Source organism: Bradyrhizobium sp. P3_C3 (genome assembly GCF_056402655.1).
Genome location: NZ_JBFUGY010000003.1, coordinates 114,154 through 135,123 on the forward strand (window position 1 = coordinate 114,154; position 20,970 = coordinate 135,123).

A 20,970-nucleotide genomic window follows, 5' to 3' on the forward strand; every position below is an offset into this window, starting at 1 on the left:
TGCGCTCAAGGATGCATTTAGACACTTACGCAAACAAGCCCGCGCATCACTTCCACGACCAATGCGGCTTGCCTCCTATCGAAGAAGCCGGATGGCATCGGAAATGGCAAACGAAGCCCAAGGCTCGATCGAACCGCGAATTCTAGGCTCGTAGCGAAATCTTGCTGGGCATTGTATATATCTGATGCATTGAGATAAACTGGAATAGGTTCGCTCAAGAACTTCTCGAAGTCGTCTAGATCAAGGAGCTTGTTAATTCGATCTAGAACGAACTTGCGGAGCTGTGTCGACTTACCCGACCCTGCAGTTCCTTCGATGATTATTCGAGGCCCCCACTCAGATAAGGCGTGCTCCAGCGAGAACGTGTTCAACCGTTGCCCTTCTCCTCTGGCGGCATTGGCGCGACCCATTGTAGAAGGAACGCGGAACTGCTGCTCCACCCAGATGTCGTCTAGCGTCTGCCGAGAAAATCCAAGATTGGCCACAACTGGCAAATCATCGCAATGCGCGCGAAGAGCTTTCAAGTAGACTATTCGGAATAAGAGCTTGACGGTTTCCGCGGCTTCGTATTGCTGCGCCGTTATCCAACGCTCGAAAAACTCTTGAGTAACTTCTTCCCGGTCGGAAGAATCAGTTTTGCTGTCGCGAGCTAGCTCTAACTGATTGTGTTCGCGCCAGGCGTGAACACGCCGGACCAGATTGGAAAGGACTGCCTTCGATGCACCGACGAGCCTCGCAGCCCCTTTGGCGCCAGCCTTCTTTGCAAGCAGAGGCAGAAGATCGCTGACGTCGATCCCGAGGCTCCGAAGCAGGTCCAATAGTTCGTGAGATGTAATCATGGGCTCGAAGCTAGCCCGAAGGCAACGAGACACAACCGCAAATTTTTGTATCATAACACAATTATATTGGGTTGATTTCCGACCTTAGTTGGATTCCGCGATGCTTTGAAATCCGACAAGAGCTTGGTTGCCACTTTTATCCCTCGGACTAGAGCCTTGCTCGACCCCACTATCCATCGCCTTCCCGACCAACTCCTTCCCAACCTCCGCCTCGTCTTCGTCGGCACCGCCGCCAGCACGCGCTCGGCCGCGGTCGGACACTACTACGCCCATCCCGGCAACCGCTTCTGGCGCGCGATCCATGAGGCCGGGATCACGGCGCGGCGGTATCAGCCGGGCGAGTTCGCCATGCTGCTCGAGCTCGGGATCGGCTTCACCGATCTCTCCAAGTCGGGCGCCGGGATGGATCACCAGATCGCGACTGAAACGATCGACGTGCCCGGCTTCAGGGCCAAAATCGAGAAGTATCGGCCGCGGACGATTGCGTTCACGAGCAAGAAGGCCGCGAGCTTGTTCTATGGGAGGCCATCGAGCCGGATTGCGCTGGGGCGGCAGCAACGCGACGAGAAGCTTCCCGACGTGTTCGTGCTTCCCTCGCCGTCCGGCGCCGCGTCCGGGCATTGGACGCTGGAGCCGTGGCGAGAACTCGCGGCGTGGATCAGATCGTAGGGTGGATCAGCGCAGCGTAATCCACCGAGGTCTGTCCCCGCGGAGACAGAAGGGGTGGGTTACGCTGCGCTAACCCACCCCACGGCACGACGAGAGCATGCGCCCTAAAGATCGAAATTGGTCGGCAGCATGACCACGTCGCGAATAGTCATGCCGCGCGGCCGGGTCAGCATGAACATCACGACCTCGGCCACGTCACTGGCCTCCAGCAGGCTGCCCGTTTCCCTGGCTTCCTTCAGCTTCTCCGGCGGCCAGTCCGCGAGCAGTGAGGTGACGACCGGGCCGGGCGAGATCGAGCCGACGCGGATGCCGTGCTTGAAGACCTGGCGCCGCACCGTCTGGACGAAGCAGTTGATCGCCCATTTGGACGACGCATAGACCGGCTCCCAGGGCGTCGGAAAATGCGCCGCCAGCGAACTCGTGACGATGATATCGCCGCTCCGGCGCGCGATCATGTGCGGCAGCACGTCGTGCACGTTCTTCATCACCACGTTGACATTCAGGTTCAGCATCCGGTCGATGGCCATAGTTTCGGCGTCGACCAGATCGCCACCGACATAGGTGCCCGCATTCGCGTGCAGGATGTCGAGCTGGCCTGCCTGCTCCAGGACGCGCGGCAGCAACGATGCGCAGTCTTTGGGATCCAGCAGGTCGACGACCAGCGGGATGACGGCGTCGCCATGCTTGTTGCCGAGCGCCTTCAGCGCGGCCTCGTCGCGGTCGACCATCACCACGCGCGCGCCCGCGGCCAGCATTGCTTCAGTGCTCGCCAACCCGATGCCCGACGCGGCCCCGGTCACGGCAGCAACCTTGCCTTCCAATTCGTTTCCCATGGGGTCACCATCCTGCTGATGGTCGGCAGTATAGCGATGCAGGGCGAATTGGCGATGCGGATCGCTGGCTTCGTAGGATAGGCAAAGGCGCTCTTGCACCGTGCCCACCATCTCTCAACAAATCCGGAAGAACGGTGGGCACGGCGCGCGAAGAGCGCGCCTTTGCCCACCCTACGACACCGTCAGCCCCTCACCCCGCATACGCCCTGTCCAGATCCGCGATGACGATCTTCCGCATCTCCATCATCGCCTGCATGACGCGGTTCGCTCTGGTGCGGTCGGGATCGCCGAGGTAGCGGCCGAGCGCGGACGGGATCACCTGCCAGGACAGTCCAAATTTGTCCTTGAGCCAGCCGCAGCGGGATTCCTCGCCGCCGTCGGCGGTGAGGCGGCTCCAGAAGTAGTCGACCTCGGCTTGCGTCTCCACGCTGATGAAGAACGAGACCGCCTCGGTGAAGCGGTATTGCGGCCCGCCGTTGAGTGCGTGGAAGCGCTGGCCTTCGAGTTCGAACACCGCCATGAAGTCGCTAACGGTCTCGACTTTTGCGTTGGGGAATACCGCTTTGTAGAAGGCGACGGCTTCCGGGACGTTGTTGGCGAACCAGAGGAATGGCGTGATTGACGTCATGAAGTTGTATCCTTTCGTCTTGGACCGGACGCGCGACCATCGCTCCAAGGACGAGCGGCGGAACGGTGTTCCGACACGGGCGCCGGACTTTTTACGGCGCCCCTGTCGGAACCAGAGCCGGCCGTTCGTCCTTTGAATGCAACGCCGATCACCCCGGAGCCGCCAGATGCCCACCATCACAGCCTTCGAAAACTCACCCGACCGCGGCAAGGGGCAGGCGCGCGACATGCGCGTTCGCTGGGCGCTCGAGGAAGTGGGCCAGCCCTACGACGTCCGCCTCGTGTCGTTCGCGGCGATGAAGGACTCCGCCCATCTTGCGCTGCATCCGTTCGGGCAGATTCCGACCTATGAGGACGGCGATCTCGCCTTGTTCGAGTCGGGCGCGATCGTGCTCCATATCGCCGAGCGCCATGATGGATTGTTGCCAAAAGATGCGAATGCGCGGAGCCGCGCGATCGCATGGATGTTCGCCGCGCTCAACACGCTGGAGCCGCCGATCGTCGAGTTCGGGATGACGATGCTGTTTGAGCGCGACAAGGGCTGGTACGAGGAGCGGCTGCCTGTCCTGAAGGATCGCGTCCGGATCAGGCTCGGCGAATTGTCCCGTCGCCTCGGGGAGGTCGAGTGGCTCGACGGTGCGTTCAGCGCCGGCGATCTCATGATGGTGACGGTGCTGCGCCGGTTGAATGCATCTCGCCTGCTGGAGGAATATCCCGACCTCTCAGCCTATGTCGCCCGCGGCGAAGCGCGGCCTGCGTTCCGGCGGGCGTTCGATGCGCAGCTGGTGGTGTTCACCGCCGCATCGACCAGCAGATAGAGGCCGCGCCTCTCACCGAAGCCGGTACATCTCCGATCCCATACGTCGAACGGGCGACGCCGGGCGTCCTCCGATCGAATGACGCTGCGCACAATGCGCAGGACTGTTGCCAGCCCGTCGCTCCGGCGATACGACTTGAGATGGAAGAGCCTGATATCAACCGGCCCGCATCATCCCAGGGAAGGCACCGCATGAGCGACGATCTCTCCGGCGTCTGGAATGGCAGCTACATTCAACCGGGCACCGGAATGGTCACCTTCACCGCAACTCTGGTCGAAACCGGCGGCGCACTCAGCGGAAGCGTGACCGAGCCCTGCTCGAACCCGCGATGCCCGCTGCAAACCCACAACGCCTCGATCGCGGGTCAGCGCTCCGGCAACGCGGTCTCGTTCGTCAAACACTACGAGCCGCCCGGCTACGGCTACGACACGGTCCATTACGAAGGCACGGTGAACGCCGAGGCGACCGAAATCGACGGGCGCTGGCAGCTGCAGGGCTCTTCCGGCGCGTTCCTGATGATCCGCGCCAGCAAGGCCGCGCAAGCGGCCACGACGGAGCAACACGCCAAGGTGCCATCGCGCTGAAGGGAACAACCATGCTGACGCTCTATTCCTACCCGGAACTGTTCGGCGTCGCCGACAACAACGGCTACGGCCTCAAGGTCTACGCGTTCCTGAAGCTCGCAGGCGTGCCGTTCGTGCACAAGCATGTCTTCGATGCCTCTGCCGCGCCGCGCGGGCAGCTGCCCTACGTCGTCGACGACGGCGAGACCATCGGCGACAGCGAGACCATCATTGCGCATGCGATCGCCAAATATCGCCTGACCATCGATGCGGGGCTGTCGCAGGAGGCACGGCGGACCAATCATCTCGTCACCCGCATGCTGGACGATCTCTACTGGGTGATGTCGTATTCGCGCTGGAAAGACGATCGGTTCTATCCGGCGTTCCGCGACGCCTTCATCGCGCAACATCCGCAACTCGATGCCGAGGGACTGGAGAAGGCGAAGGCGTACAATTCGCAGCGCTACTATTTCCAGGGCATCGGCCGCTACACGCCCGAGCAGGCTTACGCGCGGGGCCTGGCCGATCTGGAAGTGCTGGCGGAGATCGTTCCCGCCGCGGGCTTCGTCCACGGCGCGGCACCGACCAGCTGTGATGCCGGCATCTACGGCTTCATCGCCAACATCTATTATTTTCCGATCCCGACGCCGCTGAAGGCCTTCGTCGATGCGCACGCCAATCTCGTCGCGCATTGCGAGCGGATTCATGCAGCGGTGAGCGGGCGTAATTCGTAGGGTGGGTTAGTTCGTAGGGTGGGCAAAGGCGCGCTCATTGCGCGCCGTGCCCACCATGCATCCGCATTTGCAGCACGAATGGTGGGCACGCTTCGCTTTGCCCACCCTACGCCTACACACCGCGTCCTACCGCATCGTGATCGCGAGCCCGCTCAGATCCGCATTCGCCATCAGGCCGGTCTGGTAGCCCGACAGCTCAAGCACCGCGCCCTTCTGGTTGGTCAGCACGATGGCGCGAGCGCCACGGCCGATGGCAAGGCCGGCACCGGCCGCGCCATAGACGCCGGCGACGTCGGAAGGGCGGTTGATGTTGGAGACGCGGCCACGCAGCACGGTCTTGGAGCCGCCGAAAACGAGGCCGTAGTCGAGCCCGCCGGTCGAGAGCCCATAGGAGCGGCCGCGGAAGTTCAGCACGCCCGAGCCGCCCGAACCGCCGATGATCCAGCCCGCCTTGTAGATCGTCAGCACCACGGTGCCGCCATCGGCCAGCGCCGAGGTCGAAAGGCCGGCCAGAGCGGCAATGGCGACCAGCGCGGCGCGGAAGGTGGTAGCAAGCTTCATGGGGCGTCTCCGGGGGCTATTTTTCAAGGGAGGATTCGAATCAGATGCAGCGAATGTATCCGATGGATCACGGCGGCAACATGATGGAGCGTGAGGCCTGCGCGGTGCGCTCCCTCGCCCCGTTCTTACGGGGAGAGGGTTGGGGTGAGGGGCCGCTTCGGCATAAACGGTAGGAGTTGGACTCGCGTAGAGTCCCCCTCACCCGCCGCGCTCAGGCGCGCAAGTGCGCTGCCGAGCGCGTCGGCCTCTCCCCGCAAGCGGGGCGAGGCGAAGGAAGAGGCCGCGCAAACAAGCACCACCGCCATGATGCCATTCTGCCCCTGTTTTGCCCGACGGAGCAAGCGAATTGTTCGGCTATACCGAATTTGAAACACTCACGATTTCTACTGTGCATGGGGTTGTTTTCGCGTTTTTGTTTTGCCCGCCTTCCCCAATGCCGTTTGCAACTCCCCCGCATGTCGCTACGCTCATCCGGGCGACGCGACCGCTCCATCCGAGGTGATCCCATGTCGATCCAGCATTTCGCACMCCCGCCGCACGTCAAGGCGCCGCCGCTGTCCTTTGCCACGCGTGTCGGCGATCTCCTGTTCGTCTCCGGCATTCCCGGCTTCGACGGCAATGGCGCGCTGCCGGACGGTTTCGAGGCGCAGTTCGCCAACGTCGCCGTCAACATCAAGCGCGTGCTGGACGAAGCCGGTGCGACGGTCCGCGATCTCGTCAAGGTCAACGTGCTGCTCACGCGCGCCTCCGACGTCGCCGCGATGAATGCACTTTATGCCGGCGCGTTCGGCCCGCCGCCCTACCCGGCGCGCACCACCTGCGTGGTGCAGGCCCTGCCCGACCCGAAGATGCTGATCGAGATCGAGGCGGTTGCATCGCTGGCGAAGTGAGCCACGCTTAGCGTATGTGTCTTGGCGTATGTGTCTTGCCGGGCACTCGGCCGAACCAAGTGCACGACTCGATCTGACATATCCGTGAAACGGCCGCCCCTCGGCTTGCCAAGGACCTGCATTTACCGCACGGATTTTCGGGTCACACATCCCCACAAGGAGATTTTCCATGCGTCGCGTTCTCGCCCTCTGTGCCGTTGCCGGCATCGCCACCTCCGTGTTTGCCGTGCCGGCGTCGGCGGCGGTCGGCTATTACGTGATCCGCTGGGACAACACCGGCATCTGCCAGGTCTGGAACGAGGACCTGAAGTACAAGCCGTTCCAGTGGGGCGCGTCGACCTACAAGGTCGTCAGCAAGCCGGTCCCGACCTTCACCGCGGCTTCGGATATCCAGATCAAGCTGCGCTCGGAGCGCCGCTGCACGCTCTGAGCGTCACGCGACGAATTTGATTTTGAGGGCGGGCCGCGCGAGCGACTCGCCCTTTTCCTTTGCAGGCGCGCGCTGGTTTTTTCCGGCTCAAATGGCGCATTTCCTGCGCGCACGCTTTGAACCTGATCAGCCGGCGGAGCTACTCACAACTTGTCCGGGGCGCATCCCCAAAAGCGCCCCACACCATGCCTCCCCGTCATTGTCGGGAGGCGCATCACATCTTTCATTTGAGGAGCTGATCATGCGTCGTATTTCCGTGCTGTGCGCTGCTGCCGGTCTTGCCGTCACTGCCTTCGTCGCCGCGAGCCCTGCCGAAGCCAGCTATCACCTGATCCGCTGGCAGGACACCGGCTTCTGCCAGATCTGGGACGAGAGCATCCCGACCGCGCCGTGGCCCTCCGACTACGCCCGTGTCAGCACGACGGTGCCGACCTTCGTCGACGCGCTCGTGCTGAAGGATCACGCGTTGAAGAGCGGTCACTGTACCTGGTAAAATTTCGATCGGCGGACGACAAGCGGGCAAGGGCGCGATGCGTTCTTGCCCGCTCTTTTTTTGGCCTGCACATGGCGGACCGCCGAGGCGCGGCGACAGCGCGCGCTCACGCGTCCTTGTGCGCGCCGGGATGGATCAGGATGTCGCGCGCAGCGGCGAGGTCGATGAAGGCTTGCGCGCTTCCGCCCTGGTCGGGATGCTTGCCCTTGGCGGCGCGGCGGTAGGCCTGGTTGATGTCGTCGCAGGTGAGCTGCACCGCAAGCGGCAGGCCGAGCATCCTGCGGGCGCGATCTTCGCTCGAGAGCTGCTTCGGCTTGGCGTTGCGGCGGCCGAAGCGCGGCGCGGTGAGATCATGGACGACCTCGAGGATCACGCCGACGCGGCGCTGGGCCGCCAGCGTGACGTCGTGATCGTCATTGTCCGCGGCCTGGCGCAGCACGGGAAGCGCCTGCTCGGCCGCCTGGCGCAGCGTGGCATCCGTGCTCATGCGCACGATCTCGGCGACGAGCCGGCCCGCCTCGGCCCAGTCGGCCGGCTGCGCCGACCGCAGGCGTTCGAGAGCGAGTTTCCAGGATTCAAGCCGTCCCATCATGCGCGCAACGTTTAGCAATGAAGATCAGTATGCCAAGGCGGCCGTTTCCGACCCCTTAATTTCGAGTTAGCCTTTCATGAAACTTCGAAATGAATCCGGGAGGAAATTGTCATGGCATTGCTCGCAAACCACGTCGCCGTCGTCACGGGCGCCGGATCCGGCATCGGCCGGGCGATCGCGGCCGGCTACGCCCGCGAGGGCGCGCGAGTGGTGCTGCTCGACGTCAACGCCGACACGGTCGCGGAGGCCGCGCAGGAGATCCGCAAGGCCGGCGGCAACGCCGAGAGCTTTGCGCTCGATGTCACGAAGCGTGACGACTGCTTTGCGCTCGCCAGGCAGGTCGCCGACAAGGTCGGGCGGGTCTCGATCCTCGTCAACAATGCCGGCATCACCCGCCGCAACGCCTTCACCGCGGACACGGAGACGGTGGCGAAGGACTGGAACGACATCATCTCGCTCAACCTCAACGGCGTCTTCAACGTGACGCAGGCGTTCCTCGCGCCGCTGCGGGCCGCCAAGGGCCGCATCGTCAATATCGGCTCGATCCAGTCCTTCGTGCATCTGCGCACGCCGAGCTCGGCGGCGTATACGACCTCGAAGCACGGCGTGCTCGGCTTCACCAAGGCGCTCGCGGCCGAGCTCGGCAAGGAAGGCGTGCGCGTCAACGCGATCGGGCCGGGCTTCATCGAGACCAACATCAACGCCAACGTGCGCGCGACCAATCCGGCGCTGGTGCAGGCCTTCGTCGATCACACCCCGCTGGCGCGCACCGGCAAGCCCGAGGACATCGTGGGCCCCGCGATCTTCCTGGCGTCGGATCTGTCGGCCTATGTCACGGGGACGATCGTGATGGTGGACGGTGGGTATCGGACGGTGTGAGCGGAGCGCGCAAAATCGGCCCGCATCGCTATGCATCCCGTGCCAATCGCGGCACCTTCGCGGCAATCCCAAGGTCAATTGGTGCGATCGTCCGCGATTAACCACTCGTTAACCAAACCCGCCCACCGTAGATCTACGGCTAGGGGGCCGTTGGTTCTCGATCGTTTCCAAAGATGGAAGCGGGCGTTGATCGGGAGGTGTGTTGATGACCACTGTTCATGTCGCTGCGTCCGATCCGGGCGCGCAATTTCTTGCCCCTAACCAAATCGTTCCGCTGTTGATCGGCGCGACCGTCGACGAGGTCGAGCGCGAGCTCGTGCTCCAGACGCTCGCACGCTGCGACGGCAACCGCACGCGCGCATCGCGCGTGCTCGGCCTGTCGGTGCGCACGTTGCGCAACAAGATCAGGATCTATGCAGCGTCCGGCATCGACGTGCCCGCGTATCACGACTAGCACGCGGGCACGATTGGTGTTGATCAAGCCCGGCGCAAGGCTCCGGCGGAATTGCTGCTGTCGTCAAACGCCGCTAAGTAGCTTGCTTCCGGTCAAGGGAGCAGCGGCGTGGCAGACGAACAGAAACGGCAGGGACCGCAAGGTCCGCGCGGACGGCAGGGCGAACCGGGACGGCCGGGGCCGCAGGGGCATCCCGGCCGGCGCGGCCCGGACGGCCAGCGCGGCAAGCCGGGACCGCAAGGCAAGCCCGGGGCGGCCGGAAAGGCCGGAGCGCAGGGCAAGGCCGGCCTGCCGGGCAAGCCCGGCGAAGCCGGTGCTCGGGGCGCTGCCGGACCGCAGGGGCCGGCGGGGCCGCAAGGCCCACGCGGCGAGCCCGGACCGCCCGGCCAGCTGCCGTCGATCGAGCAGGTGCTGCCGTGGCTCGATCAACTCTTCGACGCCTGGGACGAGCGCCGCCGCCAGCGCGAGCGTGAAGCCGCCGAGCGCGAGGCGCTGGAAGCCGCCGTGCATGAGGTTGAAGAGGCGATCGTCGATGACGAGGCCGACGACGGCGAAGGCGAAGGCGACGATCACCGGAAGAAGAAGAAAAAGAAGAAGCACGGCCACAAGGACTAGCCGGGCGGAAGTTGCTTCGACGCCCCGGAGGACTCATCCTTGCGCGGCAGCATGCCCATGCGCTCGAACTGCCAGCGCATGGCGCGGTACCAGAGATAGCCGACCAGCGTGCCGAGCAGCGTCAGGATGACGAGGTTGACGCTGCTGTAGGAGCCGCTCCACCACATCATCCATGCGGTCCACAGCACGGTGAAGGTGACGGCACCTGCTCTGAGAGGAATAAGGGGGCGGCTCATGGTCGTGCTCCGGGCTGTCAAAACCCCGGCAGACATCATCGCAAGTTGAGGCCGCTCTCACCGTGAGCCAGATCACGGAATGGACGCAGGACCGCCTAACCGAACCGCAGCCGCGAACGCTCCTTGGCCTTCTCCGCCTCGATCTCACGGTCCCGCGCCGGCGCATGGGTGTGCAGCGAAGTCAGGAGCTTTCGCGCAGCCTCCGACACTTCCGCGACCGCAAGCTCGAAGGCCTCTTCATTGGCCTGAGACGGCTTGTTGAAACCGGAAAGCTTGCGCACGAACTGGAGCGCGCTGGCGTGGATCTCGTCCTCCGTCGCCGGCGGCTCGAAGTTGAACAGCGTCTTGATGTTGCGGCACATGCAGGCTCTCCCGTAGCGGTGTTCCCCTGAGGACGATCGGCGAGGCCGAAATCCTACATCCCGGGCGCAGCCGTATCATAGGCAGGACCAGCCATATCTGATCCGCAATTATTCCCCTTGCGCGCCGCACCATCGGGGAATGTTTTTCGGGGGGCGATGATGGGTCCGGTCTCGATCCTCCGTGACCAGCTGATAAGATCGCGTCCAACGCGGCCGACCATGAGCCGCATGGGGAGAGAAACATGAAAACGTCTTGCGCGGCGCTAGCGGCCATCCTGCTGTCCATCGCAACGCCGGTTATGGCCGCCGATTATCCGGCGCCGAAGCAAGGCGACTGGATCGCCAAGGACTTCAAGTTGCACACCGGCGAGACCATGCCGGAATTGAAGCTGCATTACACCACCGTCGGTGAGCCCTCAGGCCTGCCCGTGCTGGTGCTGCACGGCACCGGCGGCTCGGGCTCGAGCATGCTGTCGCCCGCCTTCGCCGGCGAGCTGTTCGGCGCGGGACAGCCGCTCGACGCGTCCAAATATTACATCATCATTCCCGACGCGATCGGCCACGGCAAATCGTCAAAACCGTCCGACGGCATGAAGACGAGCTTCCCGAAATACAATTACGACGACATGGTCGAGGCGCAGCATCGTCTCGTGAAGGAGGGTCTCGGCGTCAAGCATCTGCGGCTCGTGATCGGCAATTCGATGGGCGGCATGCAGACCTGGCTGTGGGGCGAGAAATATCCGCAGGAGATGGACGCGCTGGTGCCGATGGCCTCGCAGCCGACCGAGATGGCCTCGCGCAACTGGATGATGCGGCGGATCATGCTCGACACCATCCGCAACGATCCCGACTACAATGGCGGCAACTACACCAGCCAGCCGCGCTTGATGAAATACGCCATCACCGCCTACGGCATCGCCAGCATCGGCGGCACGCTCGCCTATCAGCAGCAGGCGCCGACCGCGGCCAAGGCCGACAAGATCGTCGACGAGCGGCTGGCGACACCGATCACGGCGGATGCCAACGACTTCCTCTACCAGTGGGGCTCCTCGCAAGACTACAATGCCGGCGACAAGCTGGAGCAGATCGAGGCGACGCTGCTGCTGATCAACTCCGCCGACGACGAGCGCAACCCGCCGGAGACCGGCATCACGGACGCCGCGATGAAGCGGGTCAAGAACGGCAAGCTGTATCTGATCCCCGCGAGCACCGAGACGCGCGGCCACGGCACCACCGGCAACGCGAAATTCTACGTCGAGCAGGTCAGGCAATTGCTGCAAACCGCGCCGCAGCGGACGATGTGAGCCGAGCAGCAAGACCGCATGTCGAACGCTCGCTTTCGCAAGGCTGCGCTCGCGCTTCCCGGCGTCATCGAGGGCGCACATCACGGCCATGCCGACTTTCGCGTCGGCAAGCACGTGTTCGCGACGCTGGGCTATCCCGATGAAAAATGGGGCATGGTGAAGCTCACTCCCGACCAGCAGGCCGTGCTCATCGACGCGGAACCGGAGATGTTTCGTCCGGTCCCCGGCGCCTGGGGCAGGAGCGGCAACACGAATGTGAAGCTGGCGAAGATCGATCAGGTCACGTTGCGGAGCGCACTCGCGATGGCATGGCGCAATGTCGCGCCGAAATAGCTGCTTGCATCGCTCGAGACGCGATAGGAAAGATCGTACGCGCAGGTTCGCACTGTGCGTCTCGCTGGCCGCTCATACCGCAACGCATCATATGCGGCGCCTCTCGCCCCGCATATTATTTGAGCATGCATTGCGCTGACAGCTCGGGCTTAATCGCATCAACGATACGAATCGAACGCGACGCAATCGCGCGCAGTCGGCGCGCGACGCAGGGAGGAGTTCGCATGCTCAGGCTCGCGCTGTGCGTTTGGCTGGCCGCGACGATGGCGCAGACGAGCGCCGCGTTCGCGTTCGACAACGGCCAATACGACCACGTGCCGCCCGACATCCGCGCCTGGTTCAAGAGCGTGATCGCGCCGAACGGCGTGCCCTGCTGCGACATCTCCGACGGCCATCGCACCGACTACGATGTGCGGGGCGGCACCTATTGGGTACCGATCGAGGGACAGTGGATAGAGGTGCCCGAGCGCGCCATCATCCGCGATAGCGGCAATCCGGTCGGCCAGGCCGTTGTGTGGTACGTCCACCACCGCGGCGCCATCATCATCAGTTGCTTCGTGCCGGCCGATGCGGTGTAGGCCGCTCAGGCCTTGAGGTCTCGCCTAGGCGAGGCCTCGACATATTCGATGTCATCGCCGAAATCGTCGAGCGCGGCACGAACGGATTTGGCGTCGGCCTCGGCGACGGTGAAGATCGCGGCCAGGTTTTGCCGCTTCTGTCCCGGAAACAGGCTCTCGGCGGCGTAGCCGGCATCGCCGAGCGTCTTGATGATCTTGCGCCGCCGGCGCTGATCGACATGGTCGTGGAATTTGAATTGCACGGACATGATGCAAAGCTAGCCGCTCGCGGCACCCGATCAAGGGCGCAGAATCTATTTTTGTCCCTTTCTCGCCGGCTTCGCCTTTGTAGTTTTCTTGGCAGTTTTCTTGGCAGTTTTCCTGCCCGATTTCCTCGCCGGTTTCGCGCGGCCAAGCGCAGCGGCAACATCCAGCAGGCCGGCGCCGTATTCCGGCGTAAAATCCTTGCCTCGCATCGCCGGCAATTTGGTCGCAGTCGCGATCAGGCGCTTGGCGACCGCAAGTCCGGACGCCCTGGATTTTGCCTTGTTGATGTAGACGAGTGCAGCAGCGCCCGTCACATGCGGTGTTGCCATCGACGTCCCGGGCCAGGAATCGTAGCTGGTATGGTCGGCGAAGCTTGCCTTCACCCGGGGCACCGTCGACAGGATGTTGACACCCGGCGCGACCAGCTTGATGTGCTTCCCCGTATTGGAGAACGAAGCGCGCCGATGGGACTCGTCGACGGCGCCAACTCCGATCGTGTCCACGTAGCCCGCCGGGTATTCCTTCGGATTGCCGTCCTCGAACTCGTTGCCCATCGCGGTTGAGATGACGACGCCGGCTTCGATCAGTTCGGCGAAGGCCGTCGCTTCCGTCTTTGAATGGTCCTCGCCGCCAATGCTGAGGTTGATGACCTTGATGTTGGAATCGAGCGCGGCCGCGAGCGCCTTGCTGTAGAAATCGAAGTTGAAATTCTCGTCGTCGCCTGCGCGCTTGGGATCGTCGAACACCTTCCAGCAGTGCAACCGGCAATTGGCCAGGCCTGCGATACCGACCGAGTTATTGACCACGGCCGCGATCGTGCCGCTGACATGGGTGCCATGACCGAGAAAATCACGCGGTCCGTTGCCGTCGTGCCGATATTCCTCGATCGCGTCCACGAGATCGGGATGTCCGGCGTCGACACCGCTATCGAGCACAGCGACATGAACCCGCCCCGCACCTGGCCGCGGTCGATCGAACCATCTGATGGCGCGAAGCCCCCACTGCCTGATCTTCATGGGATCGGCGGCGGCACTGAGCCACCGGTTGGGAACGGGCTCAACCAGATCCACCGCCCTGGAAGCACGCAGGCGCTTCAGGAGGCCCGCATCGACCTTCCCGTCCTTCAACTGCACGATCTGAAATCCGGCCAGCGCCTCCCGCGGCGGCGCCGTTGCGGAGCGTGCTATCGAGCGGTGAACCGCGGCCAAAGCCATCGCCTGGGGCTGCGCGGGTGCCTCATCGTCGCCGACCACGAACAGCGGCTTCATCGACTGAAGCCCGAAATTGTCGCGCAGGAAATCGATCGGACCTCTGACGTCGTCGGGCATTGCAGCCATCAGCGCGCGTGACGTTGTCGCCTGAAGCGAGGCTGCCGCGATCTGCCGGGCAGCGGCCGGCTTCAACCGAACGATCAATTGTCCCGGGACATGCTTGCGACGGCGTGGCCGATCGCCCGCCACCCGCATTGCCTGCGTTGGGGCCATGACGAATTCCTCGCTTGAAAAGCAACAAAGTACGACACCCGTTATAAGCGAAATTTCTGGTCTACGCCACCTGCGTCATGCCGTGGCTACACTGGGCCGCACCTGCTTATTTCGGGGATAGCGATCGAGCCGGAGAATGCTATCTTGTGGCCCTCAATCAGGGAGACCTTCGTGACCGATCTTTGCGCCGAAGACCTCGCCACCATCTATGCCAAGCCGAGCCCACGCGTGGTCGCAAAGGCGCGTCCCGCGATCGATGCGCATGCGAAGAAATTCATCGAGATGTCGCCGTTCTGCGTGCTTGCAACGTCAGGCGTCGACGGCAGCGTCGATGCATCGCCGCGCGGCGGAGGGGTTGGCTTCGTCCATGTCGCTGGCCCCAACCAGGTGCTGATGCCCGACCGTGCCGGCAACAACCGGATCGATAGTTTTCGCAACGTCGTCGAAGGCTCGGGCTTCGTGCATCTGCTGTTCTTCGTCCCCGGCATCGACGAGACGCTGCGCGTCGGCGGACGCGGCACGCTCTCGGCCGATCCGGATCTGCTCGCATCGATGGTGGAATTCGGCAAGCCGCCGCGCGCGGTCTTGAACGTCGCGGTCAGCGAAGTCTATTTCCACTGCGGCAAGGCGCTGATGCGCTCGAAGCTGTGGTCACCGGAGAAGGTGCAGCGCTCGGTGATGCCCAGCATCGGCCAGGTCATTCACGACCAGACGGGCCTGGGGGAGCCGGAGAGCCAGGAGATCGTGGAAGAGCGCTACAAGACGCAGTTGTAGGTGAGAGCGTTCGCCGCTCGAAAGAACCGTCATGCCCGGGCTAGACCCGCCTGCGCGGCCGAAGCCGCTTCGGCGAGGCGAAGGCCCGGGCATCCACGTCTTCGTCGCGCGGCCAAACGTGGATGGCCGGGACAAGCCCGGCCATGACGAAGGAGAGAGCCGGTGCCGGAGCCTAGTGCCCCTCGCCCTCGAGCCCGCCGACGTGCTTCTGCGTGTACAGTTCGAGGCCGATGCGGCCGATCAGGTCGAGCTGGGTTTCGAGGAAGTCGATGTGGTGCTCCTCGTCGCTCATCAGCTTCTCGAACAGGTCACGGGTGACGTAGTCCTTGGCGCCGTTGCAATAGCCGGCGGCCTCCTGGTAGAGCGCCCGCGCGCTCATCTCGGCGGCGAGATCGCACTCGATAATCTCCTTGACGTTCTGGCCGATGCGCAGGGGGTCGAGCACCTGCATGTTCGGGAAGCCGTCGAAGAACAGGATCCGCTCGGTGAGCTTGTCGGCGTGCTCCATCTCCTCGATGGACTCCTTGCGCCAGACCTTGGCCATGTCCCGCAGGCCCCAATTGTCGAGGAAGCGGTAGTGCAGCCAGTACTGGTTGATTGCAGTCAGCTCGTGGCGCAGCGCCTTGTTGAGATAGTCGATGACTTTTGCGTCGCCCTGCATGATGCACTCCAAATCTTGCGTCCAAATCGGCCCTAACCGACTTTAGAACGCTTCTAAATCAGTTTAAGGACGAGAGCAAACGGCCACGGGGACGCAGCCGGGGAAAAGCTCAGTCGAAATTGCGGAAGTTTTCAGCAGGCCGCGAGGGCGAACCGGGTGAGCTCGGCCGTCTCGTCATTGGCGGCCACGGTGTGGCTGTGTGGGCAGCCCGAGCAGCAGGACTTGGCGCAGGGGCCAAGCGTTTCGTCGATGATGGTCTTGATGGTACGGGCGCAACGGCCGCATTCGGCGCTACAGCCGAGGCATCCATAGACCTGCTTGGCATGACGAACGGCGTCGTCGGACTCGGCGACCGCGGCGCGGATGTCGTCATCGCTCAGCACGTTACAGGAACAAACGATCATGGAAGCGGCAGGCCCTTCGGTGATGCGTCATCATCGATATTTAAGGGGCCGTCCGGATGCAAAGGGAAAAACCGGTATTTGAAGCTATTCCAAACTGGCCCGGAAACAGCCTAGAACGGCTCTAAAATAGGGAGTTGCGCTGGATCAAGATCTTGGCGGACCTAGTCACCGCCACCGCCTCCACCACCATCGCCGCCACCTCCGCATCCCCGCCACTGCTACCGCTATCGCTGCTGGAACAGCTGTCGCTCGAGCTCCCGGAGCTGTCGCTGGAAAACCAGCTCCCCAGCGAGAAGCCGTCGCTGGCCCCTGAATAGCCGTCGCCGCTACTCCTTCCGTCACTGCCGGCCCCCGCGCGCGAGCGCCGTCCACGGTTCTGGAGATGGGTGAACCAGCCATAGCCAATCGCGAAAATGACCCCGGCAGCGATCAGAGTATTCATCATCGCGTTGCCCATCGTCGTCTCCCTCGCGGACCTGCGATCCATTAATTGGTCGCCCCCGGCGAAGGTGCCGTTCATTGATCATTCAAACGAAGTATGGAACTTTACCCCCAAAGAGTTCCCACCTGTTCGTGCGAAAGGCCACGCCAATGAAGAAGTCCTTACTGACGGTCGCCGCCGTCGCCACCCTGGCCCTCACGGCCGGGACACCGGCCCACGCTCAGCGTGGTGTCGCCGCCGGCGTGGCCGCCGGGATCATCGGTGGCGCCATTGTCGGCGGCGCGCTGGCTTCTCCGTATTATTACGGACCCGGCCCGGGCTACTCCTATGGCCCCGGCTATTACCCGCCCCGCTACTACGCGCCGGGTCCCGGCTATGTCGCCGACGACTATTACGGTGACGGCTGCGTCTGGCAGCGGCAGCGCTTCTGGGATGGCTACGCCTGGCGCACCCGTCGCGTCAGAGTCTGTGGCTGAGGCGCGCTGAACCGGTTCACTACGGACGCGCCGTTCATCTCCGGGCCTGAAAAAGACCGCTTTTTCTCGTCACAGCTCCGTGCGCGTTTACCGTGGATTGACCAATTGCGCGCTTCCTAGCTGCACGGTCGATTTCATCAGAGTGTGCGTGAACCTTTGAAACCCGGGCGCTCCTAACAAGGGACGTCCATCTCCCAGGAGAGCCAAGAGCATGAAGAAGACTTTTGTTGCCGCCCTCACGGTTGCGACGATCGCCGGTTCGGTGGTGACCGCCACTCCGTCCGCGAAGGCCCATGACGGCGTCGGCGCCGGCATCGCAGCCGGCCTGATCGGTGGCGCCATCGTCGGCGGCGCCATCGCGTCGAGCCGTCCCGCCTATGGCGGACCGGTCTACATTGCCGAGCCCCCGCCGCCCGCGCCCTGCTACTGGCAGCGCCAGCGCTATTGGGACGGTTACGGCTGGGTCGTCCGCCCGGTTCGCGTTTGCTACTGATCTGATCGCAAGATCCGATCGCATGGCGCATCCGCGCCGCGATCGAAGCCCGGCCGAGCACCTCGGCCGGGCTTTTTTCTTTGGTGAAGAGTTGAGCCCGTTACCGCGCCGCCTGGATCGAGCGCAGCACCTCTTCGCTCGGCCAGCAATCGACCTTGAGGCCTGCCGACTTCTGGTAGGCGCCGAGCGCCGCGCGCGTCTGCATCCCGGCCTTGCCGTCGATCTTGTCCTTGTAGAGCCCGACGCGCGTGAGCCCGCGCTGCATGGTCTCGACGTCCTTGGTGCGCAACTGCTTGGAGGCCGCCCATTGTGTCGCGAACGGCAGCGGGCGCGTCATGCGGTCGCCGAGATGGCCGACGAACAGCACGTAGAGGTCGGAGAAATTGTACTCCTTGATGACGAAGTAGTTCTTCGTCGTCAGGAACGACGGGCCGTAAATGCCTTCCGGCTGCAGTAGCGAGGCCGGCTGCGCCTGCTCGGCAGCGCTCAGCTTCTCGCCACGCACCGGCACAAAACCTTCGCGCAGCCACTGGCCGATCGGCTTCGTCACCTCGGGCACGCCGCTGGTGCAATCGACCTTGGCCGGCGCCTGCACCTCGTAAGCCCAGCGCACGCCGCTCTGCCAGCCCTTGTTGACGAGCTGCTGCGCGGCCGAGGCCAGCGCATCCCGCACCGAATGCCAGATGTCGATGCGGCCGTCGCCGTCGAAGTCGACACCGTGCTTGTAATATTCGGACGGCAGGAATTGCGTGAGCCCGGTGGCACCCGCCCAGGACGAGCGCATGTCCTTGCGCGTCACCACGCCCTCGCCGAGGATCTTCAGCGAGAGGATGAACTCGTTCCGATAGGTGTCCTTGCGTCGCCCGACATAGGCCTGCGTCGCCAGCACGCGCACGAGATCGTAAGGCAGCGTGTAGCGGCCGTAATCGGTCTCGCGGCCCCAGATCGCGAGCATGATGGTGGCCGGCACGCCGGATTTCTTCTCGATCTCGCTCAGCGCCGGACGATATTTTTGCAGCAGCCGCTGCCCCTCGCCCGCAAGCCGCGCGATCGAGGCTTCCTTGACGTAGTCGGCCGGCACCTGCACGAACTCGGCCTGCGACGGTGCGCCGGTCGCGGGCCGTCCGGGCAGGATCAAATCGGGCAGCTTGTAATCAGGCTCGAGCCCGCGCGTCTGCTCATCGAATGTCGCGCGCGACACGCCGGCGGCCTGCGCCTCCGGCCAGAGCGAGGCGATGAACTGCGTGAAGGCGGCATCGGCGGCGCGGGCGGGCGACAGGCCGCAGATGATAGCGATCACCGCAGCTATGAGCGCCCGCCGCATCATGCCGAAATCACCGCGTCAGCTTCTTGTACTTCACGCGGTGCGGAATGATGCTGTCCTGGCCGAGACGGCGCATCTTGTCCTTCTCGTAGTCCTGGAAGTTGCCTTCGAACCATTCGACGTGGCTGTCGCCTTCGAAGGCCAGGATGTGGGTTGCGATGCGGTCGAGGAACCATCGGTCATGGCTGATGATGACGGCGCAGCCGGCAAAATCTTCCAGCGCCTCTTCGAGCGCGCGCAACGTGTCGACGTCGAGATCGTTGGTCGGTTCGTCGAGCAGCAGCACGTTGGCGCCGGACTTCAGCATCTTGGCGAGATGCACGCGGTTGCGCTCACCGCCGGAGAGCGCACCGACCTTCTTCTGCTGGTCGGCGCCCTTGAAGTTGAACGACGAGCAATAGCCGCGCGAGTTCACTTCCTTCTTGCCGAGCAGGATCAGCTCGTTGCCGCCGGAAATCTCCTCCCACACGTTCTTGTTGCCGTCGAGCGCGTCGCGCGACTGGTCGACATAGCCGAGATGCACGGTCTCGCCGACCGTGATGGTGCCCTTGTCCGGCGTTTCCTGCTTGGTGATCATCTTGAACAGCGTGGTCTTGCCGGCGCCGTTGGCGCCGATCACGCCGACGATCCCGCCTGGCGGCAGCTTGAAGGTAAGATCGTCGATCAGCAGGCGATCGCCATAGCCTTTGCTGAGCGTTTCGAAATCGACCACGTTGGCGCCGAGCCGCTCGGCGACGGGGATGATGATCTGCGCGGTCTGGGTCTGCTTCTCGCTCGCCTGCTTGAGCAGATCCTCGTAGCGCTGGTAGCGCGCCTTGGATTTGGCCTGGCGCGCCTTCGGCGAGGACGCGACCCATTCCTGCTCGCGCGCGATCGTCTTCTGATGCGCAGCGTCTTCGCGGCCTTCCTGCTCGAGCCGCTTCTGCTTCTGCACCAGCCAGGACGAGTAGTTGCCCTCGTAGGGAATGCCCTTGCCGCGGTCGAGCTCGAGAATCCAGCTCGTGACGTTGTCGAGGAAGTAGCGGTCGTGGGTGACGATCAGGATCGCGCCGGGATAGTTGCGCAGATGACCTTCCAGCCACGACACCGACTCGGCGTCGAGGTGGTTGGTCGGTTCGTCGAGCAGCAACAATTCCGGCTGGTCGAGCAGCAGTTTGCACAACGCGACGCGGCGACGCTCACCGCCCGAGAGTTTTGTCACATCGGCATCGTCGGGCGGACAGCGCAGTGCGTCCATCGCCTGGTCGACCTTGCTGTCGAGATCCCAGAGGCCCTGGGCCTCGATCTCGTCCTGCAGCTTGGTCATCTCGTCGGCGGTTTCTTCCGAATAGTTCATCGCCAGCTCGTTGTAGCGATCGAGGATGGCCTTCTGCTTGGCGACACCCAGCATGACGTTCTCGCGCGCGGAGAGCGCCGGATCGAGATGCGGTTCCTGCTCGAGATAGCCGACGCGGGCGCCCTGGGCGACCCAGGCCTCGCCGTTATACTCCTTGTCGAGGCCGGCCATGATCTTGAGCAGCGTCGACTTGCCCGAGCCGTTGACGCCGAGCACCCCGATCTTGGCGTCCGGGTAGAACGACAGATGAATGTTATCGAGCACCTTCCGGGTCGGGTAGCTCTTGGTCAGGCCCTGCATGAAATAGATSAACTGGCGCGCCATCGGTCCCGTGAAACCTTCGATTTGAGGAAATTTGCTTGCCGCCGATGTAGCGATCCCGCCCCCAAAGGGCAATGTTTTCCCTCCGTTCACCACGGATCAATACGGAATGGACACCATCCGGCCGCCGATCCGGACAATTGAAACCATTTTTTAATAAAGTGGGCCAAAGCTCGTCATGGCGCCGAAAAAGACGCCA

At 63.5% G+C, this 20,970-nt stretch carries 29 protein-coding genes and 1 pseudogene; 16 read left to right on the forward strand and 14 right to left on the reverse strand.

What is annotated here, in order from left to right:
- Window positions 1-17: 17 nt before the first annotated feature.
- Entirely contained in the window at window positions 18-839 is an 822-nt protein-coding gene (locus AC1DW2_RS05190; RefSeq protein WP_477005351.1) for a hypothetical protein, read from the reverse strand.
- A 156-nt stretch (window positions 840-995) separates the two neighbouring features.
- On the opposite strand from AC1DW2_RS05190, the gene AC1DW2_RS05195 reads away from it, so the two are divergent.
- The gene (locus AC1DW2_RS05195) at window positions 996-1,508 is read left to right on the forward strand and encodes a mismatch-specific DNA-glycosylase (protein ID WP_477005352.1); all 513 of its coding nucleotides are present in this window, start codon (window positions 996-998) and stop codon (window positions 1,506-1,508) included.
- A 104-nt stretch (window positions 1,509-1,612) separates the two neighbouring features.
- Here AC1DW2_RS05195 and AC1DW2_RS05200 read toward each other — a convergent pair whose 3' ends face one another.
- Together AC1DW2_RS05200 and AC1DW2_RS05205 are read right to left on the reverse strand one after the other, a co-directional pair.
- On the reverse strand, window positions 1,613-2,341 hold the full coding sequence (locus AC1DW2_RS05200) for an SDR family oxidoreductase (protein WP_477005353.1): 729 nt from the start codon (window positions 2,339-2,341) through the stop codon (window positions 1,613-1,615).
- Between the two features lie 190 nt (window positions 2,342-2,531).
- A complete protein-coding gene (locus AC1DW2_RS05205; protein ID WP_477005354.1) occupies window positions 2,532-2,969 on the reverse strand; it encodes a VOC family protein in 438 nt (145 codons plus the stop codon).
- Between the two features lie 166 nt (window positions 2,970-3,135).
- Between AC1DW2_RS05205 and AC1DW2_RS05210 the strand changes: the two genes are divergently transcribed.
- The 3 genes from AC1DW2_RS05210 (at window position 3,136) to AC1DW2_RS05220 (ending at window position 5,083) form a co-directional block, all read left to right on the forward strand.
- The gene (locus AC1DW2_RS05210; protein WP_477005355.1) at window positions 3,136-3,786 is read left to right on the forward strand and encodes a glutathione S-transferase family protein; all 651 of its coding nucleotides are present in this window, start codon (window positions 3,136-3,138) and stop codon (window positions 3,784-3,786) included.
- A 191-nt stretch (window positions 3,787-3,977) separates the two neighbouring features.
- Window positions 3,978-4,370, forward strand: a complete 393-nt coding sequence (locus AC1DW2_RS05215) for a hypothetical protein (RefSeq protein ID WP_477005356.1) — start codon at window positions 3,978-3,980, stop codon at window positions 4,368-4,370.
- Between the two features lie 11 nt (window positions 4,371-4,381).
- Window positions 4,382-5,083, forward strand: coding sequence for a glutathione S-transferase family protein (locus AC1DW2_RS05220; protein ID WP_477005357.1), 702 nt, complete (start codon window positions 4,382-4,384; stop codon window positions 5,081-5,083).
- A 126-nt stretch (window positions 5,084-5,209) separates the two neighbouring features.
- Here AC1DW2_RS05220 and AC1DW2_RS05225 read toward each other — a convergent pair whose 3' ends face one another.
- Window positions 5,210-5,644: a hypothetical protein gene (locus AC1DW2_RS05225; RefSeq protein WP_477005358.1), complete on the reverse strand. Its 435-nt coding sequence runs from the start codon at window positions 5,642-5,644 to the stop codon at window positions 5,210-5,212.
- 506 nt (window positions 5,645-6,150) lie between these two features.
- On the opposite strand from AC1DW2_RS05225, the gene AC1DW2_RS05230 reads away from it, so the two are divergent.
- From AC1DW2_RS05230 to AC1DW2_RS05240, 3 genes are all read left to right on the forward strand, one after another.
- A complete protein-coding gene (locus AC1DW2_RS05230) occupies window positions 6,151-6,534 on the forward strand; it encodes a RidA family protein (RefSeq protein WP_477005359.1) in 384 nt (127 codons plus the stop codon).
- 169 nt (window positions 6,535-6,703) lie between these two features.
- Window positions 6,704-6,964: a hypothetical protein gene (locus tag AC1DW2_RS05235; protein WP_071910278.1), complete on the forward strand. Its 261-nt coding sequence runs from the start codon at window positions 6,704-6,706 to the stop codon at window positions 6,962-6,964.
- Between the two features lie 241 nt (window positions 6,965-7,205).
- The gene (locus AC1DW2_RS05240; protein WP_085405155.1) at window positions 7,206-7,457 is read left to right on the forward strand and encodes a hypothetical protein; all 252 of its coding nucleotides are present in this window, start codon (window positions 7,206-7,208) and stop codon (window positions 7,455-7,457) included.
- Between the two features lie 106 nt (window positions 7,458-7,563).
- Here the strand turns inward: AC1DW2_RS05240 and AC1DW2_RS05245 are convergent, their stop codons facing one another.
- Window positions 7,564-8,049: a J domain-containing protein gene (locus tag AC1DW2_RS05245; RefSeq protein WP_477005360.1), complete on the reverse strand. Its 486-nt coding sequence runs from the start codon at window positions 8,047-8,049 to the stop codon at window positions 7,564-7,566.
- A gap of 111 nt (window positions 8,050-8,160) precedes the next feature.
- Here AC1DW2_RS05245 and AC1DW2_RS05250 point away from each other — a divergent pair, with 111 nt between their 5' ends.
- From AC1DW2_RS05250 to AC1DW2_RS05260, 3 genes are all read left to right on the forward strand, one after another.
- Window positions 8,161-8,928: an SDR family NAD(P)-dependent oxidoreductase gene (locus AC1DW2_RS05250; RefSeq protein WP_063981481.1), complete on the forward strand. Its 768-nt coding sequence runs from the start codon at window positions 8,161-8,163 to the stop codon at window positions 8,926-8,928.
- 205 nt (window positions 8,929-9,133) lie between these two features.
- On the forward strand, window positions 9,134-9,382 hold the full coding sequence (locus AC1DW2_RS05255; protein ID WP_071910270.1) for a helix-turn-helix domain-containing protein: 249 nt from the start codon (window positions 9,134-9,136) through the stop codon (window positions 9,380-9,382).
- A 108-nt stretch (window positions 9,383-9,490) separates the two neighbouring features.
- The gene (locus AC1DW2_RS05260) at window positions 9,491-9,997 is read left to right on the forward strand and encodes a collagen-like protein (protein WP_477005361.1); all 507 of its coding nucleotides are present in this window, start codon (window positions 9,491-9,493) and stop codon (window positions 9,995-9,997) included.
- Here the strand turns inward: AC1DW2_RS05260 and AC1DW2_RS05265 are convergent.
- Both AC1DW2_RS05265 and AC1DW2_RS05270 read right to left on the reverse strand, forming a co-directional pair.
- On the reverse strand, window positions 9,994-10,233 hold the full coding sequence (locus tag AC1DW2_RS05265; RefSeq protein ID WP_028152311.1) for a hypothetical protein: 240 nt from the start codon (window positions 10,231-10,233) through the stop codon (window positions 9,994-9,996). The genes AC1DW2_RS05260 and AC1DW2_RS05265 overlap by 4 nt on opposite strands.
- A gap of 95 nt (window positions 10,234-10,328) precedes the next feature.
- On the reverse strand, window positions 10,329-10,595 hold the full coding sequence (locus tag AC1DW2_RS05270) for a DUF2277 domain-containing protein (RefSeq protein WP_063981478.1): 267 nt from the start codon (window positions 10,593-10,595) through the stop codon (window positions 10,329-10,331).
- Window positions 10,596-10,837: 242 nt separating this feature from the next.
- Here AC1DW2_RS05270 and AC1DW2_RS05275 point away from each other — a divergent pair, with 242 nt between their 5' ends.
- The 3 genes from AC1DW2_RS05275 (at window position 10,838) to AC1DW2_RS05285 (ending at window position 12,810) form a co-directional block, all read left to right on the forward strand.
- On the forward strand, window positions 10,838-11,899 hold the full coding sequence (locus tag AC1DW2_RS05275) for an alpha/beta fold hydrolase (RefSeq protein WP_477005362.1): 1,062 nt from the start codon (window positions 10,838-10,840) through the stop codon (window positions 11,897-11,899).
- Between the two features lie 18 nt (window positions 11,900-11,917).
- Window positions 11,918-12,232: an MmcQ/YjbR family DNA-binding protein gene (locus AC1DW2_RS05280; RefSeq protein WP_477005363.1), complete on the forward strand. Its 315-nt coding sequence runs from the start codon at window positions 11,918-11,920 to the stop codon at window positions 12,230-12,232.
- 224 nt (window positions 12,233-12,456) lie between these two features.
- On the forward strand, window positions 12,457-12,810 hold the full coding sequence (locus tag AC1DW2_RS05285) for a hypothetical protein (RefSeq protein WP_477005364.1): 354 nt from the start codon (window positions 12,457-12,459) through the stop codon (window positions 12,808-12,810).
- Between the two features lie 5 nt (window positions 12,811-12,815).
- On the opposite strand, the gene AC1DW2_RS05290 is transcribed toward AC1DW2_RS05285, so the two are convergent.
- Both AC1DW2_RS05290 and AC1DW2_RS05295 read right to left on the reverse strand, forming a co-directional pair.
- On the reverse strand, window positions 12,816-13,058 hold the full coding sequence (locus AC1DW2_RS05290; protein WP_085405162.1) for a hypothetical protein: 243 nt from the start codon (window positions 13,056-13,058) through the stop codon (window positions 12,816-12,818).
- Between the two features lie 45 nt (window positions 13,059-13,103).
- On the reverse strand, window positions 13,104-14,540 hold the full coding sequence (locus tag AC1DW2_RS05295; protein WP_477005365.1) for a S8 family peptidase: 1,437 nt from the start codon (window positions 14,538-14,540) through the stop codon (window positions 13,104-13,106).
- Between the two features lie 171 nt (window positions 14,541-14,711).
- Between AC1DW2_RS05295 and AC1DW2_RS05300 the strand changes: the two genes are divergently transcribed.
- The gene (locus tag AC1DW2_RS05300) at window positions 14,712-15,314 is read left to right on the forward strand and encodes a pyridoxamine 5'-phosphate oxidase family protein (RefSeq protein ID WP_166102198.1); all 603 of its coding nucleotides are present in this window, start codon (window positions 14,712-14,714) and stop codon (window positions 15,312-15,314) included.
- 172 nt (window positions 15,315-15,486) lie between these two features.
- Here AC1DW2_RS05300 and bfr read toward each other — a convergent pair whose 3' ends face one another.
- From bfr to AC1DW2_RS05315, 3 genes and pseudogenes are all read right to left on the reverse strand, one after another.
- A complete protein-coding gene (gene bfr / locus AC1DW2_RS05305; RefSeq protein ID WP_014492874.1) occupies window positions 15,487-15,975 on the reverse strand; it encodes a bacterioferritin in 489 nt (162 codons plus the stop codon).
- 131 nt (window positions 15,976-16,106) lie between these two features.
- On the reverse strand, window positions 16,107-16,379 hold the full coding sequence (locus AC1DW2_RS05310) for a (2Fe-2S)-binding protein (RefSeq protein ID WP_166102202.1): 273 nt from the start codon (window positions 16,377-16,379) through the stop codon (window positions 16,107-16,109).
- A 161-nt stretch (window positions 16,380-16,540) separates the two neighbouring features.
- A pseudogene (locus tag AC1DW2_RS05315) lies at window positions 16,541-16,836 on the reverse strand (hypothetical protein).
- A gap of 134 nt (window positions 16,837-16,970) precedes the next feature.
- Here AC1DW2_RS05315 and AC1DW2_RS05320 point away from each other — a divergent pair.
- On the forward strand, window positions 16,971-17,297 hold the full coding sequence (locus AC1DW2_RS05320; protein ID WP_354102325.1) for a hypothetical protein: 327 nt from the start codon (window positions 16,971-16,973) through the stop codon (window positions 17,295-17,297).
- A gap of 211 nt (window positions 17,298-17,508) precedes the next feature.
- Window positions 17,509-17,790 (forward strand): hypothetical protein, encoded by a 282-nt coding sequence (locus tag AC1DW2_RS05325; RefSeq protein WP_477005366.1) that lies wholly within the window; start codon window positions 17,509-17,511, stop codon window positions 17,788-17,790.
- A 100-nt stretch (window positions 17,791-17,890) separates the two neighbouring features.
- Here the strand turns inward: AC1DW2_RS05325 and AC1DW2_RS05330 are convergent, their stop codons facing one another.
- Both AC1DW2_RS05330 and ettA read right to left on the reverse strand, forming a co-directional pair.
- Entirely contained in the window at window positions 17,891-19,117 is a 1,227-nt protein-coding gene (locus tag AC1DW2_RS05330; protein WP_477005367.1) for a lytic murein transglycosylase, read from the reverse strand.
- Window positions 19,118-19,124: 7 nt separating this feature from the next.
- Window positions 19,125-20,774, reverse strand: a complete 1,650-nt coding sequence (ettA, locus tag AC1DW2_RS05335; RefSeq protein ID WP_477005368.1) for an energy-dependent translational throttle protein EttA — start codon at window positions 20,772-20,774, stop codon at window positions 19,125-19,127.
- Window positions 20,775-20,970: the final 196 nt, after the last annotated feature.